We start from the raw sequence: 14266 nt of genomic DNA on the forward strand, positions 1-14266 counted from the left end.
TTTCAGGAAAATGACATGTGAGTCTAATAATAAATTTATGTAATTTTGTGGTCGATGCAAAAAAACATAAACATACAAAACAAAAAAGCGCGCTTTCTATTTGAAATTTTAGATAAGTACACCGCTGGTATTGTGCTAACGGGTACGGAGATTAAATCGATTAGAAGTAGCAAAGCCTCTATTGCCGAAAGTTTTTGTGAGTTTAATGAAAAAGGCGAACTTTTTGTAATTAACGCTACCATTGAAGAGTATGCTTTTGGCAATTATTACAACCACCGCCCCAAAGCGGAACGAAAATTGTTGCTGAACAAAAAGGAACTTAAAAAATTACATAAAGAAGTTCAAAGTTCTGGGCTTACCATTGTGCCATTGCGTTTGTTTATTAACGAAAAAGGGTTTGCTAAAATGGACATTGCCCTAGCAAAAGGTAAGAAGCTTTTTGATAAACGTGAAACAATAAAAGACCGCGACAATAAGCGAGATTTAGACCGTATTAAGAAAAACTTTAAATAAATTACTAACATTCTTTTAGGTAAATAATATGTTTAAAATGATGAAAAAATTGTTCCTCTTAATTTTAATTTCTTTAGGAACTTCAGCTACATATTCTCAAGGAAAAAGTAAAGAAAAAGAAGCTCCAAAAGATTATTCTGAGAACGTGTTAACTATTAATAGTACCATCAACACGCTATATGCCACTATTTCCGGTGAAAAAGGAAAAAAAAGAGATTGGGCCCTTTTCAAATATTTATTCCACCCCGATGGCAAACTTATCACTTCTGGAAAGAATGATGAAAGTAAGTTTCAAATACGCTACATGAAACCAGATGATTACATTAAAAGTTCTGGAAAATGGATCGTTGATAATGGTTTTATTGAAAAAGAAGTTCACAGAACGGTGGATGCTTTTGGTAACATTGCCCATGTTTTTAGCACGTTTGAATCGTTTCATAGTAAAACGGATGAAGAACCTTTTATGCGTGGTATTAACAGCATACAATTACTTAACGACGGCACACGCTGGTGGATAGTGAATGTTTTTTGGGATAATGAAAACCGCAGAAACCCAATACCTCGAAATTATTTACCTAAATAAAAAAGTGAGTTGTTTTAATCAATTTTTAACTCTCCCTTAAATTTAGTTAGCCTTTTTTTATCAAGAATCCCTCTGTAAGCAATAAAACTATCTAAACTGTCCTTTTTGTTAACCATTATTACCAATGGCTCGTGATTTTTTAAAATAAATTCAGAATCTGCATAACCAATTAATGGAATTGACAAATCTAATCGATATGCATAAACATAATTGTTAGAAAATTTCTTTTCGAAATTGTTGAAGTTTTTATTTACTTTAATAACTAAACCCTGTGTTTTATAAAAATCGTTTTCGTTATAATTATTTGTAATTTTCTTTTTGCATGAACAAAACATTAGGCTAGTCAAAATTAACTTTATGGCTAATTGATTTTTCATGCTAAATAGTTATCACTAATTCTTATCCTCCAATAAAGGTACAAAACGGAATTCTCCAAACTCGTGCTGCTCAAATTCTTTGGTATCTTTTCTAATGAAAAGGGTCATGATTTGCACATCTTCGCCCACAGGTATTACCAGCCTACCTCCTATTTTTAATTGACTCAATAAGGGTTTAGGCACAAATGGTGCACCCGCTGTAACTATAATACCATCAAAAGGCGCTTCTTCTTTTAAACCTTTATAGCCATCGCCAAAAATGAGTTTTTTGGCACGGTAGCCTAATTTAGGTAAAAAGATGTTGGTTTTTTTAAACAGTTCTTGTTGGCGTTCTATACTGTACACTTTAGCTCCTAACTCGCATAAAACCGCTGTTTGGTAGCCACTGCCCGTACCAATTTCTAGAATTTTGTCTTCTTTTTTTACTTGCAATAATTCCGTTTGAAACGCCACGGTATAAGGTTGCGAAATGGTTTGGTCCGCCGCAATAGGAAATGCCATATCCTTATAGGCATAGTCCAAAAAACCAGAATCCATAAACAAATGTCTAGGTATTTTTCCAATGGCATTTAAAACTGCCTCATTTGTTATTCCTTTGTTTTTTATTGTAGCAACTAACTGTTGGCGTAATCCTTTATGCTTAAAAGTATCTTTCAATGTTGGTTTGGTTTATAGGGTAAAATTAGTTAAACATTTTAAGCTTAAAAAGTTTAAAATACAATAAATTTTATGTTGTTTTTAATGAACTGATTACAAACTTTTATAGATATGCAGAAACTTGGGTTTAAATAAAGGTATTTAGCAAGTATGCCCGCGTTAGGGATTGGAGCAAGCTACCGTGTAGCGCGAAAAGCCCGACCCGTAGGGTAACGCCAAATAATTATTTTAACTAAATTTTCTAAGGTAATTGTCAAATTCGTATAGTAATTATCTTATTTTTGTTGAAAACGTTAAATATGATGCTAAAAGCTGGAGTACTTGGTGCTGGCCACCTGGGAAAAATTCATTTAAGACTTCTTAAACAATCTGATAAATACGAGCTTGTTGGTTTTTATGATGCCGATGAAACCAATGGCAAAAAGGTAGAGGCTGAATTTGGATATAAATTTTTCAATTCTATTGATGCACTTATTGATGCTGTGGATATGGTGGATATTGTAACGCCCACGCTTTCGCACTACGATTGTGCTAAAAAGGCCATTGCCAAAGGCAAACATATTTTTATTGAAAAGCCTATTACGAACACCGTTGAAGAGGCTGAGCATATTAGGGAACTTTTGGCGGAAAACAATTTGAGAGGTCAAGTTGGGCATGTGGAGCGTTTTAACCCTGCGTATTTAGCGGTGAAAAATGATATTAATTCGCCTATGTTTATTGAAACGCACCGTTTGGCGGAGTTTAACCCGCGTGGTACCGATGTGCCTGTGGTATTGGATTTAATGATTCATGATATTGATATTATTTTGAGCGTTGTAAAATCGAAAGTAAAAAGCATTAGCGCGAGTGGTGTTGCGGTTATTAGCAGCTCGCCCGATATTGCCAATGCGCGTATTGAGTTTGAAAATGGCTGTGTTGCCAACCTAACGGCTAGCAGAATTTCGCTTAAAAAAATGCGTAAAGCACGTTTTTTCCAAAAGGATGCCTATATATCGGTTGACTTTTTAGAGAAAAAATGCGAGGTGGTAAAAATGAAAGACGCTCCTGACAGTCCGGGAGATTTTGATATGGTACTTCAAAACGCTGAAGGCGAAAAAAAACAAATCTATTTTGATAATCCGCATGTAAAAAACAACAATTCTATTTTAGATGAGTTGGAATCTTTTGCGAATGCCATAAATACCAATACCGCTCCCGAAGTAACGCTTCATGATGGCACGGAGGCTTTACGTGTTGCTACGCAAATTATTAATTGTTTTTAATAAGAGACGGTAGACGGTAGACGGTAGACGGTAGACGGTAGACGGTAGACAAAATAAACTATGAAGCTTTGAAACTATGAAGCTTTGAAACTTTTTTAAATCATTCCATGAAAAATATAGCTGTAATAGGAGCTGGCACTATGGGAAATGGTATTGCACATACTTTTGCCCAAAGCGGATTTAATGTGAACCTTATTGATATAAGTGAAGCATTTCTAAAAAAAGGTTTAGCAACCATTGCAAAAAACCTTGATAGAATGGTAGCTAAGGAAACCATTACGGAATCTAAAAAAGAGGAAACCCTGCAAAACATTTCTACATTTACAAGTATTATTGAAGGCGTTAAACATGTAGATTTAGTGGTAGAAGCTGCTACCGAAAACGTAGATTTAAAATTGAATATATTTAAACAGTTGGATGAAGCTTGTGCAAAAGAAACTATTTTGGCAACCAACACCTCATCCATTTCCATAACGCAAATTGCTGCGGCAACTTCTAGACCAAAGCAAGTAATTGGAATGCACTTCATGAATCCCGTGCCTATTATGCTATTGGTTGAAATTATTCGTGGCTACAGCACCAGTGATGCTGTTACCAAAACCATCATGCATTTATCTGAAGCTTTAGGCAAAACACCTGTAGAAGTGAACGATTACCCTGGGTTTGTTGCCAACCGTATTTTAATGCCCATGATAAACGAATCTATAGAAACCCTGTATAATGGTGTTGCTGGCGTACAGGAAATTGATACCGTTATGAAATTGGGTATGGCGCACCCCATGGGACCTTTACAACTGGCCGATTTTATTGGATTGGACGTATGCTTATCCATTTTGAACGTGATGTACGATGGATTTAAAAACCCCAAATATGCTCCTTGCCCGTTATTGGTAAACATGGTGAGAGCAGGAAAATTAGGTGTGAAATCTGGTGAAGGTTTTTATGATTATTCTGAAAGCAGAAAAGCAGAACATGTTTCTTCGCAATTCCTTAAATAAGTTTATTCGTTTAGTTGTTTGTAATTTAAAAACAGAACTATGATACAGAAATCATTATTAGTTTTACTATTGTTTTTTTCAATTAAATCATTTTCTCAAAATTCAAAATTTAGTCTCGAATTAAACTATCCAATTCCGATAGATAAAAATTTTGTTGGAGAAAATTATAGTGGAATCATTGATCTTGGAGCTAAATTCAGATTTGCAGAATTAAACATTTTAAAATTAGGAGCTTCATTAAATAGTGGAATTTTAGTCAATGATTCTCGTCCAAACAATGAATTTCAAGACTTTAAAATAACAGCATATTTAATTCAACCAAGAATATTTGCGGAATTAGACATGGAATCTATAAAAAGCTTCCACCCGTTTATTGGACTTGGATATACTTTTATAATTTTTGACGCTAAAGGAACTCAAAATGGATTTGATATTTCTGGTGGTAGTCAAACTCAAAGTGGTTTAAACATAAATCTAGGAATAGCTTATAACATAACCGATAAATTGTTTGCCCAAGTTCAATACGATTATGTAAAAATAAGTCTTGAAAACGAAATTCCTGATATTAAATACAATACAAACGTAAATATTTTAAAAATCGGATTAGGTTACCGACTATAAAAACGACCAACAACAAACAATGCACATACAAGAAAATCTTCAACATATAAAATCCACCCTACCCAACCATGTTACTTTGGTTGCCGTTTCAAAAACCAAACCCGTGAGCGATTTAATGGAAGCCTACAATGCGGGACAACGTATTTTTGGAGAAAATAAAATACAAGAAATGGTTGAGAAATATGAAGCCATGCCAAAAGACATCGAATGGCACATGATAGGGCATGTACAAAGAAATAAAGTAAAATACATGGCAGGTTTTGTGAGTTTGATACATGGCGTTGATAATTTTAAATTACTTTTAGAAATTAACAGACAAGCCAAAAGATACCGTCGGGTTATCAATTGTTTACTTCAAATAAAAATAGCCGCGGAAGATTCTAAATTTGGAATGACGGCATCTGAAGCTTCCGAGATACTAAAATCTGAAGCCTTTTCAGAATTAAAAAACGTTCAAATTGTGGGTGTTATGGGAATGGCAACCTTTACCGAAAACGAAAATCAAATTAAAAAAGAATTCACCTTGTTAAAAACAGTATTTGATGATTTAAAATCAATCAAAACATTTAACTTTAAACCAGAAACCATTAGCATGGGAATGAGTGGTGATTATACCTTAGCCATTGATTGTGGTAGCAACATGATTAGAGTGGGAAGTAGTATATTTGGTGAACGGCTTTAGGCTTTAGACTTTAGGCTTTAGGCTTTAGGCTTTAGGCTTTAGGCTTTAGGCAAAATTAATAACTTTGAAGCTCTGGAGCTTTGAAACTTTAAACTTTAAACTACTATTTACGCAATATTAGACATAGAAACCACTGGGGGTAAGTATAATGAAGAAGGCATCACAGAAATTGCTATCTATAAATTTGATGGCCACAAGGTAGTCGATCAATTTATAAGTCTTGTTAATCCTGAACGCGACATACAACCGTTTGTTGTTAATTTAACAGGCATCAACAATAGCATGTTACGCAATGCACCCAAATTCTATGAGGTAGCAAAACGCATTGTTGAAATTACCGATGATTGCATTTTAGTAGCCCACAATGCCCAATTTGATTACCGAATTTTATGTACCGAATTTAGCCGCTTGGGTTTTGAATACATACGTCCTTCACTGTGTACGGTAGAACTTGCTAAAGATTTAATCCCAGGGCAAGACTCCTATAGTTTGGGCAAATTAGTCCGCTCACTAGGAATCCCCGTAACCGATAGACACCGCGCATCGGGCGACGCCTTGGCAACGGTTAAACTGTTTCAAATGCTTTTAGATAAAGACACTACTAAAAGCATCATCCAACAATCTATAAGACTAAACCCAAAGCTTCAATTAGAGCCCAGGCATTTAGATATTATAAAAGAATTACCAACAGTAACGGGTGTTTACTACATTCATAAATCTGATGGCGAGATTATCTATATTGGAAAAAGTAAAAATATCAAGCAGCGTATCAACCAACATTTTACAAGTACCAATCAAAAATCAAAAAAAATACAAGCACAAGTTACCGCTGTTACATACGAAACTACCGGCAGCGAATTGGTAGCACTTTTAAAAGAAAGCGAAGAAATAAAACGTGTTAAACCCAAATTTAACAGATCGTTACGTCGAACTGTTTTCACACATGCTTTATATAGTTTTATTGATGACCACGGATACATGAACTTAAAAATTGATGTGGTTGATGGCCGTAAAAACCCCATTACTACGTTTAGCAACCGCCAAAGCGGAAAAAGTTTTATAACGAAAGCTGTTGAAGATTATAAACTGTGTCAAAAACTTACAGGCTTGTACAAAACCAAAACCAGTTGTTTTAATTACGACATCAAAACTTGTGACGGTGCCTGTATTCAAAAAGAACCAGCCGAAATCTATAACCAACGTGTTGAAGCATTAATCAACAAAAACAGTTATAAAAACAAAAACATGGTAATTATAGATAGAGGTAGGGAAATTGATGAGCGCAGTGCCATTTTGATAGAAAACGGTGTTTTTAAAGGTTTGGGCTTTTTCAATTTAAACTATCAAATAAACAATATTGAGGTTTTAGAATCTATTGTAACCCCCATGCAAAACAATAGAGATACCCAACATATCATTCAAAGTTATTTAAGGAAAAACAATAAAGCAAAAATAATTTTGTTTACTTAATAAATTTCAAGAGATTTAGTACAAATTTTTTAAGTAAAAACAACTGTTTAATGAAAATAAATCTCACTGTCCTTCTGTTTGCTTTTCTTGGTTTCATAAGTTTTTCACAAGAAAGGTATAATTCTGAAAGCTATAACGTTACGCTTGATGATTTAAAATCTTCAACCTTTGTAAAGGATTCTACAGCCAACGCCTTAGTTATTTACGAAAAAGGCAATAGTTATGTTGATAAAGATGAATTTAATTTAAGGACCGAAGTACAATACAAAATAAAAATATTAAAACGTGAAGGCTTTAATAATGCCAACGTTATTATTCACCTTTATAGTAGTGAACGCAGTGATGAAAAAGCAACAAAAATAAAAGCAACCACCTACAATTTAGAAAACGGAAATGTTATAAAAACAAACCTAAATGACAAAGATATTTTTACTGAAAAGTATGATGAAAACCATACACTTGTAAAATTCGCTTTACCCAATATTAAAGAAGGATCGGTTATAACTTATAGCTACACCCTTATTTCTCGTTTTATGTTCAATTATAAAAGTTGGAGTTTCCAAAGTGAAATCCCAAAATTACATAGCGAGTACACAACAAGTATTCCTGGTAACTGGGATTACAATATTAAGCTGATTGGGGGGCGTCAACTTTTTAAAAACGAATCTAAAGTTGAAAAAAACTGTCTAATCGTTTCTCGTGGAGGTTCAGCCGACTGTAGTAACTCCATATACATTATGAAAGACATTCCCGCTTTTATAGAAGAAGATTACATGACTACAAAAAGCAATTATTTGGCAAGAATAGAATATGAATTAAAAACATTTCAAGATTTTCATGGTTTAAAAAATGATTACACCAAATCTTGGAAAACGGTTGATGATGAATTAAGAAAAGACGCTAATATTGGTAGGCAATTGGCAAAATCGGTTGATACCGAAATGCTTTTAACACCAGAGATACTAAACGAAACTGATGCTCTAAAAAAAGCGCAAAGGGTTTATAATTATGTACAAGACAACTACACTTGGAACGAAGAGTATAAAATATTTAAAGAAGTTTCAGTAAAAGACCTTATCAAAAACAAATCAGGCAATGTTTCATCAATAAACATTTTACTTCATAGCTTATTAGATGGCGCTGGAATAGATGTAAAACCCGTTTTACTTTCTACTAGAAACAATGGTTTTGCTACAAAAATATTTCCTGTAATTTCAGAATTTAATTATCTAATAGTACAGGCCTCTATTGATGGTAAAAAATATTTATTAGATGCAACAGATAAATATTTAAGTTTTGGAGATATTCCTTTTAAATGTTTAAATGGTTATGGACGTCTTTTAGATTTCAAAAATGGTAGTGATTGGATTGACATAGAACTTGAAACACCGTCTGCAATCCAATACAAAGTTCAAGTAAATTTAGATGACAAGGAAAAACTATCGGGCAATGTTTACGTAAAAAACACAGGATATCATGCCTTAAATTCCAGAAAAGCTTATTATCCTAACAAGGAAACATATTTAAATAAAAAACAAGATAAAAATATTAATATTGAAATCTCAAATCATCAGGTTTTAAGTGAAGGCAAATCAAATTCAGACTTTATTGAAACTTATGATATTGAATATGAAAATAGCCTAACAGGAGATAACATTTATTTAAACCCTTTTATCATTAAGTTTTTTAACGAAAACCCTTTTAAACTTCAAGAAAGAACGTATCCCATCGATTTTGGATATAAAGACATGTATTTTTACTCCTTTAATCTTAATTTTGGTGAAGCCTATACTGTTTTAGAAACCCCTAAGGATCTTGCTCTTAACTTGCCAAATGGCAAAGGGCAACTACTTATTTCCAGTAGTTTACTTGGAAATTCATTAAACACTATATTAAGGATTAAATTTAACGAAGCGATTTATGCACCGGAATACTATCCTTATTTAAAAGAATTTATGAATAAAATAGTTGATATTCAAACCAATTCTCTTATCTTATTGAAAAGGAAGTAATAAATCTTTTATTACTTTTGAAAACTATGAATATGCAGCAAAAACCCAACTGGAAAAACAAACTTCACGAAGTTATATATGGTACCCACACACCTGCTGGAAAGGTTTTTGATATTACTTTATTAATTGCTATTATTTACAGTATTATTATTGTAATGCTTGAAAGTGTAGAATCTTTTGACGAGAAGTATCACAGTTTCTTTAATATTTCAGAATGGACAATAACCATCTTATTTTCTATAGAATACATATTAAGAATCATCTGCGTTAATCAACCCAAAAAATACATATTCAGTTTTTACGGCATCGTCGATTTGCTTTCTACCCTACCTAAATATATTTCATTTTTCATATTAGACTCCCAATTTTTATCGGTTTTTAGAGCGTTGCGCCTTTTAAGGGTATTTAGAATATTAAAACTGATTAGGTTTGTAGGCGAGTCCAATAAACTTATAAGAGCTTTAAGAAACAGTCGTTCAAAAATATTCATTTTTATCTTTTTTGTTTTTATTATCTCTATCATTTTAGGTACCGTCATGTACCTTATTGAAGGTCCCGAAAATGGTTTTAAAAGTATTCCTCAAAGCATTTATTGGTGTATAGTAACGCTTACAACAGTAGGTTTTGGAGACATAACACCACAAACGGCTGTTGGGCAAGTTTTGGCCACCATTATCATGATTATTGGTTACGGAATTATTGCTGTGCCAACCGGTATTGTTTCAGCCGAATATACAGCCACTAAAGATAAAACATCAAACACATCAAACAGCTCTTGCCCAAACTGCGGTACCGATATTGTTTTTAGCGATGCTTCATACTGCAGAAGATGCGGCAATAAATTACACAATGCCTAAATATCTTATTTCCATAATTGGACCTACCGCCATTGGCAAAACAGCTTTAAGTATAAAACTGGCCAATTATTTAAATACCGAAATAATTTCGGCAGATTCCAGACAGTTTTTTAAAGAAATGAGTATTGGTACAGCGGCTCCTTCAAAAGAAGAGTTGGCAGCTGCAAAACATCATTTCATTCACAATAAATCCATACAAGACAATTACAACGTTGGGGCTTTTGAAAAAGATGCTTTAAATACACTTAACACTTTGTTTAAAAACCATAATGTGGTTATTATGGTGGGCGGCTCTGGGTTGTATGTAGATGCTGTTACTAAAGGCTTGGACGATTTTCCTGAGATAGATGCCAACATTCGTGAAACTTTAAATTCCGATTTAGAAAATAAAGGGCTCACATATCTACAAAACCAACTTAAAGAGCTGGATATCGCTTCTTACAACAATATGGCTATCGATAATCCGCATCGGGTTATTCGTGCATTAGAAATTTGTATGGGTACCGGAATGCCCTATTCGTCATTTTTGAATAAAAAAGAAGCCAACAGAAATTTTAAAACCATCACTATTGGTTTAACTGCCGAAAGGGAAACCATTTACAACCGCATCAACCAACGGGTAGATATCATGATGCAACAAGGTTTGCTGGATGAAGTTAAAAATCTACTCCCCTATAAAGAATTGAACGCCTTAAATACCGTTGGCTACAAGGAACTTTTCAATTATTTGGAAGGTGAATGGACTTTAGATTTTGCGATTTCTGAAATAAAAAAGAATAGCAGGCGCTTTGCCAAAAGACAACTAACTTGGTTTAAAAAGGATGAAAACACCTTGTGGTTTGATTATTTAACTCCTGTTGAAACTATTATAGAATCGTGTAAGTCGCTCATTAAAACAGCATAGATTATTGCATAGCAACCTTACTGTATTTAGCATGTATTACAATGCTTTTTCCACTATGTGGACTTCCTGTAGAAAATGTTGTGGAAGTATCTTTTGAAGATTTTTTGGGATGACTAAAACGGGTATGACTTCCTTTAAAAAGCAAACTATAGTCGGTTTTTGGAAGTGAAATGGTTGCACTACTATTTTGAAGCGATACATTTAAATTAGTAAAGGCATCGTCTATTTTCAACACTTTTAAATCGCCAATATTCCCTTGAATAACCGCATTTCCCAACAAATTGTTTATAGTAACGTTTGATGAATTTGAATTTAAAACCAACTGTTTTACATGGTTCAACTTTACATTTTCAGCATAATTAATATTTAAATTACCTAAATTCCAATAGGTTACATAAATGGGCGAATAGGAAGCATTAATGGAAGTATAACTCCCATTAATGCTTTGTGCTGTAAACTTGGTATAAGCTAAATCTGCCTTTAAATTATCAATATTTGAAGCAAATTCTATTTCTCCATGCCTTACGTTTACTTTTAATTTGGCGCCTTTTGGCATTTTAATCTTAATGGTTTTCTTAACATGAACATTCGATTTCTCACCTACCATTTTTTCAATTAAGACACGTCTTTCTTTAGCCAATTTTTCTCTTTCTTGAGAATGCTTTTCCCGCATCTCTGCATGTTTTTCACGCTCAACTGCCATACGTTCTTGTTGTTCCATTCTTTCTGCTTGTTGTTCCATACGTTTAGCAAATTGCTCGCCCCAAGCTTCCATTTGTTTGCCGTATTTCTCTTCCCATTTACCATCAAACGTTTTAGCCCATGCCTCCATTTCCTTTCCATACTTTTCGCCCCATTCTTTTCCGAATTGTTCGCCCCAAGCTTCCATTTTTTTGGCATAATCTTTACCGTAAGCCGATTCAAAATTCTTTGAATATTCTTTTAAATACTTCTCGCCTTCCTTTTGGTAAGCATCATAATCGAACTGCATTTTGCTTATGCCTTCTGGTAATTTTGGCAACTCGGGCATTTTGGGCATTTTTGGAGCCTTAGGAATTGGTGGCAATTCTGGTAATTCTGGTATTTCGGCCAATTCAAATTTTAATTCTTTTAAAACGGCATCTACAGCATTGCTATCATGATCGCTGTAACTATGCGACCAAGAAGAAGAACCACTGTCTTTTGTTGAAATGGTAACAGCACTTTTAGAGGCATTTATCGTAATTTGCCATTCTTTTAAGGCTTTTTTTAGAGCATCTCCACTTAATTTTTCGCCTTCTATATAAGCTTCAATTTCTACGGTGTTTTTATTCCAAGTATCAAAAACAATGTTTGTATAACTTGTATTTAAATTGATGGTAACATCTTTATTTACTTCAACAGACTGTGTTGTTTTAGTAAGTTTCTGTTGAGAAAATAGCGTACCTACTACTAAGAAACTTAATACTATAAGCGCTCTATTTATAATTGATTTGTTCATTTTTTGATTTTTTAGATGGATTGCAACCCTTCGCCCACCTTAGTTTCGGAAGCGTTCAATTCTTTTAATTGTGCTCTTAAACGATACAATAGACTTAAACGAAACTTCAAATTATCAATTAATGCATTTACTGTTAATTCACTAGGGCCCGATTGGGTCAATTCAACCGATAAACGTTTGTATTCTTTATCAAGTTCTTCCAATTGCACCACATACCCATCAAAAAGCTCTTTAGTTTCTGGAGTGTATTCTATTTTAGACAATTCAAAATTTATACTTGCCAAATAATAATCTTCAACCTTTTTTAACCCAGGTGATACATCGCCCAGTGTTTTTGTTTCTACACTTTGTGTTACCACATTATTAGGTACAGGCATATCCTGTTTAAAAAAATTGTAGGCTCCAAAACTCATTCCTAAAAGCACCACAATGCTAGCGGCTATTTTTAACCAATTAAATTTTGGTTTCTCTACCGGCAATGCTGCATCTAACTTTTTGAGAAATCGTTTTTGATGATTTTTTGGCATGGTTTCCTGTTCATGTGCCTCATCTTTAAATAACGCTCTAATTTCTTGTGCCATTTTTTTTATGAATTAACAGTTCTTGCAATTTTACTTTACCCCTAGATAGTTGTGTGCGCGAGGCCACTTCAGAAATGTTTAAAATTTCAGCTATTTCTTGATGATCGTAACCCTCAATTAAATAAAGCATCACCACATATTGATACTTTTCAGGTAAATTATTGATTGCTTTTTTCACATCGTTTAATGTAATTGTGTCTTCTACCAACCATTTGTCTTCTTCAAAAGTATCTACAACTTTTAGGTGCGCCTCTTCCAATTCAAAAAGTTGTTGTTTTTTAGACTTTAAAAAATCGATACTTTTATTTATTACAATACGTTTTAACCAAGCACCAAAAGTTACTTCTGCTTTGTACTGATGAAGTTTTGAAAAGGCTTTGATGAAAGCTTCTTGCACGACATCTTCAGCATCATCGGCATCTTTCAAAAACCGTTTGGCAACATTGTACATACCATTGCAGTACTGGTTGTACAACTGCAATTGTGCCTTTCGGTTATTTTGTTTACATTGTTCTATAATGTCAACCTGAAACATGCCAATTCAACTTTTGGTTTTAAGTTAGTTCATTTTAAAGACGATAAAAAAAGTAGAGTGTTGCAAAAAATTATTTTTTTTTTGATCCATTAAAACAAAACTAAAGAATTGTACGTTTGTGTTTTAGTAATTATTACTTTTTAAAGTATCTTTATACCAAATAATTCCCAATTTATGAATACCTTTTTGAAACGCATTTTAATACTATTATCCATCATTGCCATAGGCTTATTTTTATATTCTTGCTTTGTTGAAAATATTTTCGAAAAACGCTTAAGTCCAAAAGATACAGTTGAATTTAAACTTAACGATTTAAAACTTAAAGTGTTCTATAACAGACCTTATAAAAAAGGAAGGGAAATTTTTGGCGCTTTAGTGCCTTACAACCAGGTTTGGAGAACTGGTGCCAACGAAGCCACTACTTTTGAAACAAATCAAAACCTGACCATAAAAGGGATGTCTTTACCTGCTGGAAAATACACATTATGGACCGTGCCAAGAGACAGTACTTGGAGCGTTCTTTTTAATTCCAAACAATACTCATGGGGTGTAAACTCTGAAATGCAACCTATGTGGGATCCTAATTATGATGTTGTAGATGTTGAAGTACCCGTTCATATATTAGATGCTCCTGTAGAGCAATTTACCATTGCTTTTGATAACTCTACCGATAGCTTATCATTAACCATGGCGTGGGACGACGTAAAAGTTGCCGTGCCTCTTAAATAATTTTT

The 14266-nt window shown here is 33.6% G+C and carries 16 protein-coding genes; 11 read left to right on the forward strand and 5 right to left on the reverse strand.

What is annotated here, in order from left to right:
• Positions 1–54: 54 nt before the first annotated feature.
• On the forward strand, positions 55–513 hold the full coding sequence (smpB, locus tag J8H85_RS07130) for an SsrA-binding protein SmpB (protein WP_209653981.1): 459 nt from the start codon (positions 55–57) through the stop codon (positions 511–513).
• A gap of 37 nt (positions 514–550) precedes the next feature.
• Positions 551–1096: a hypothetical protein gene (locus tag J8H85_RS07135; protein WP_209653983.1), complete on the forward strand. Its 546-nt coding sequence runs from the start codon at positions 551–553 to the stop codon at positions 1094–1096.
• Between the two features lie 14 nt (positions 1097–1110).
• Here the strand turns inward: J8H85_RS07135 and J8H85_RS07140 are convergent, their stop codons facing one another.
• Positions 1111–1473: a hypothetical protein gene (locus J8H85_RS07140; RefSeq protein ID WP_209653985.1), complete on the reverse strand. Its 363-nt coding sequence runs from the start codon at positions 1471–1473 to the stop codon at positions 1111–1113.
• Between the two features lie 15 nt (positions 1474–1488).
• Positions 1489–2130 carry a protein-L-isoaspartate(D-aspartate) O-methyltransferase gene (locus J8H85_RS07145; RefSeq protein WP_209653987.1) on the reverse strand — a complete coding sequence of 214 codons (642 nt, stop codon included), beginning with the start codon at positions 2128–2130 and terminating at the stop codon, positions 1489–1491.
• 302 nt (positions 2131–2432) lie between these two features.
• Here J8H85_RS07145 and J8H85_RS07150 point away from each other — a divergent pair, with 302 nt between their 5' ends.
• The 8 genes from J8H85_RS07150 (at position 2433) to miaA (ending at position 10936) form a co-directional block, all read left to right on the forward strand.
• Positions 2433–3392: a Gfo/Idh/MocA family protein gene (locus J8H85_RS07150; RefSeq protein WP_209654381.1), complete on the forward strand. Its 960-nt coding sequence runs from the start codon at positions 2433–2435 to the stop codon at positions 3390–3392.
• Positions 3393–3499: 107 nt separating this feature from the next.
• Positions 3500–4390 (forward strand): 3-hydroxybutyryl-CoA dehydrogenase, encoded by an 891-nt coding sequence (locus J8H85_RS07155; RefSeq protein WP_209653989.1) that lies wholly within the window; start codon positions 3500–3502, stop codon positions 4388–4390.
• A gap of 39 nt (positions 4391–4429) precedes the next feature.
• Complete coding sequence (locus tag J8H85_RS07160; RefSeq protein ID WP_209653991.1) at positions 4430–5011, forward strand: outer membrane beta-barrel protein; 582 nt, start codon at positions 4430–4432, stop codon at positions 5009–5011.
• A 19-nt stretch (positions 5012–5030) separates the two neighbouring features.
• Complete coding sequence (locus J8H85_RS07165) at positions 5031–5693, forward strand: YggS family pyridoxal phosphate-dependent enzyme (protein WP_209653993.1); 663 nt, start codon at positions 5031–5033, stop codon at positions 5691–5693.
• Between the two features lie 105 nt (positions 5694–5798).
• Complete coding sequence (locus J8H85_RS07170) at positions 5799–7163, forward strand: exonuclease domain-containing protein (RefSeq protein ID WP_209654383.1); 1365 nt, start codon at positions 5799–5801, stop codon at positions 7161–7163.
• A gap of 50 nt (positions 7164–7213) precedes the next feature.
• Entirely contained in the window at positions 7214–9175 is a 1962-nt protein-coding gene (locus J8H85_RS07175; RefSeq protein WP_209653995.1) for a DUF3857 domain-containing protein, read from the forward strand.
• A gap of 26 nt (positions 9176–9201) precedes the next feature.
• On the forward strand, positions 9202–10032 hold the full coding sequence (locus tag J8H85_RS07180) for an ion transporter (RefSeq protein WP_209654387.1): 831 nt from the start codon (positions 9202–9204) through the stop codon (positions 10030–10032).
• Complete coding sequence (miaA, locus tag J8H85_RS07185) at positions 9986–10936, forward strand: tRNA (adenosine(37)-N6)-dimethylallyltransferase MiaA (protein WP_379936934.1); 951 nt, start codon at positions 9986–9988, stop codon at positions 10934–10936. Before J8H85_RS07180 ends, miaA begins: the two co-directional genes overlap by 47 nt.
• 1 nt (position 10937) lies before the next feature.
• Here the strand turns inward: miaA and J8H85_RS07190 are convergent, their stop codons facing one another.
• The 3 genes from J8H85_RS07190 to J8H85_RS07200 are packed head-to-tail and all read right to left on the reverse strand — an operon-like array spanning position 10938 to position 13532.
• Entirely contained in the window at positions 10938–12416 is a 1479-nt protein-coding gene (locus J8H85_RS07190) for a hypothetical protein (protein ID WP_209653997.1), read from the reverse strand.
• Between the two features lie 11 nt (positions 12417–12427).
• Positions 12428–12997 carry a hypothetical protein gene (locus J8H85_RS07195; protein ID WP_209653998.1) on the reverse strand — a complete coding sequence of 190 codons (570 nt, stop codon included), beginning with the start codon at positions 12995–12997 and terminating at the stop codon, positions 12428–12430.
• On the reverse strand, positions 12981–13532 hold the full coding sequence (locus tag J8H85_RS07200) for an RNA polymerase sigma factor (RefSeq protein ID WP_209654000.1): 552 nt from the start codon (positions 13530–13532) through the stop codon (positions 12981–12983). Before J8H85_RS07200 ends, J8H85_RS07195 begins: the two co-directional genes overlap by 17 nt.
• 174 nt (positions 13533–13706) lie before the next feature.
• Between J8H85_RS07200 and J8H85_RS07205 the strand changes: the two genes are divergently transcribed.
• Positions 13707–14261 carry a DUF2911 domain-containing protein gene (locus J8H85_RS07205; RefSeq protein WP_209654002.1) on the forward strand — a complete coding sequence of 185 codons (555 nt, stop codon included), beginning with the start codon at positions 13707–13709 and terminating at the stop codon, positions 14259–14261.
• Positions 14262–14266: the final 5 nt, after the last annotated feature.

Source organism: Mariniflexile gromovii (assembly GCF_017814435.1).
Taxonomy (GTDB): Bacteria; Bacteroidota; Bacteroidia; order Flavobacteriales; family Flavobacteriaceae; genus Mariniflexile; species Mariniflexile gromovii.

Bases quoted from the DNA above. Each gene is read 5' to 3' on its own strand.
- J8H85_RS07155 (WP_209653989.1), top strand. From the start codon at position 3,500: ATGAAAAATATAGCTGTAATAGGAGCTGGCACTATGGGAAATGGTATT.
- J8H85_RS07175 (WP_209653995.1), top strand. From the start codon at position 7,214: ATGAAAATAAATCTCACTGTCCTTCTGTTTGCTTTTCTTGGTTTCATA.
- J8H85_RS07150 (WP_209654381.1), top strand. From the start codon at position 2,433: ATGCTAAAAGCTGGAGTACTTGGTGCTGGCCACCTGGGAAAAATTCAT.
- J8H85_RS07165 (WP_209653993.1), top strand. From the start codon at position 5,031: ATGCACATACAAGAAAATCTTCAACATATAAAATCCACCCTACCCAAC.
- miaA (WP_379936934.1), top strand. From the start codon at position 9,986: ATGCTTCATACTGCAGAAGATGCGGCAATAAATTACACAATGCCTAAA.
- J8H85_RS07200 (WP_209654000.1), bottom strand. From the start codon at position 13,532: ATGTTTCAGGTTGACATTATAGAACAATGTAAACAAAATAACCGAAAG.
- J8H85_RS07180 (WP_209654387.1), top strand. From the start codon at position 9,202: ATGAATATGCAGCAAAAACCCAACTGGAAAAACAAACTTCACGAAGTT.
- J8H85_RS07205 (WP_209654002.1), top strand. From the start codon at position 13,707: ATGAATACCTTTTTGAAACGCATTTTAATACTATTATCCATCATTGCC.
- J8H85_RS07140 (WP_209653985.1), bottom strand. From the start codon at position 1,473: ATGAAAAATCAATTAGCCATAAAGTTAATTTTGACTAGCCTAATGTTT.
- J8H85_RS07135 (WP_209653983.1), top strand. From the start codon at position 551: ATGATGAAAAAATTGTTCCTCTTAATTTTAATTTCTTTAGGAACTTCA.
- J8H85_RS07190 (WP_209653997.1), bottom strand. From the start codon at position 12,416: ATGAACAAATCAATTATAAATAGAGCGCTTATAGTATTAAGTTTCTTA.
- smpB (WP_209653981.1), top strand. From the start codon at position 55: ATGCAAAAAAACATAAACATACAAAACAAAAAAGCGCGCTTTCTATTT.
- J8H85_RS07195 (WP_209653998.1), bottom strand. From the start codon at position 12,997: ATGGCACAAGAAATTAGAGCGTTATTTAAAGATGAGGCACATGAACAG.
- J8H85_RS07160 (WP_209653991.1), top strand. From the start codon at position 4,430: ATGATACAGAAATCATTATTAGTTTTACTATTGTTTTTTTCAATTAAA.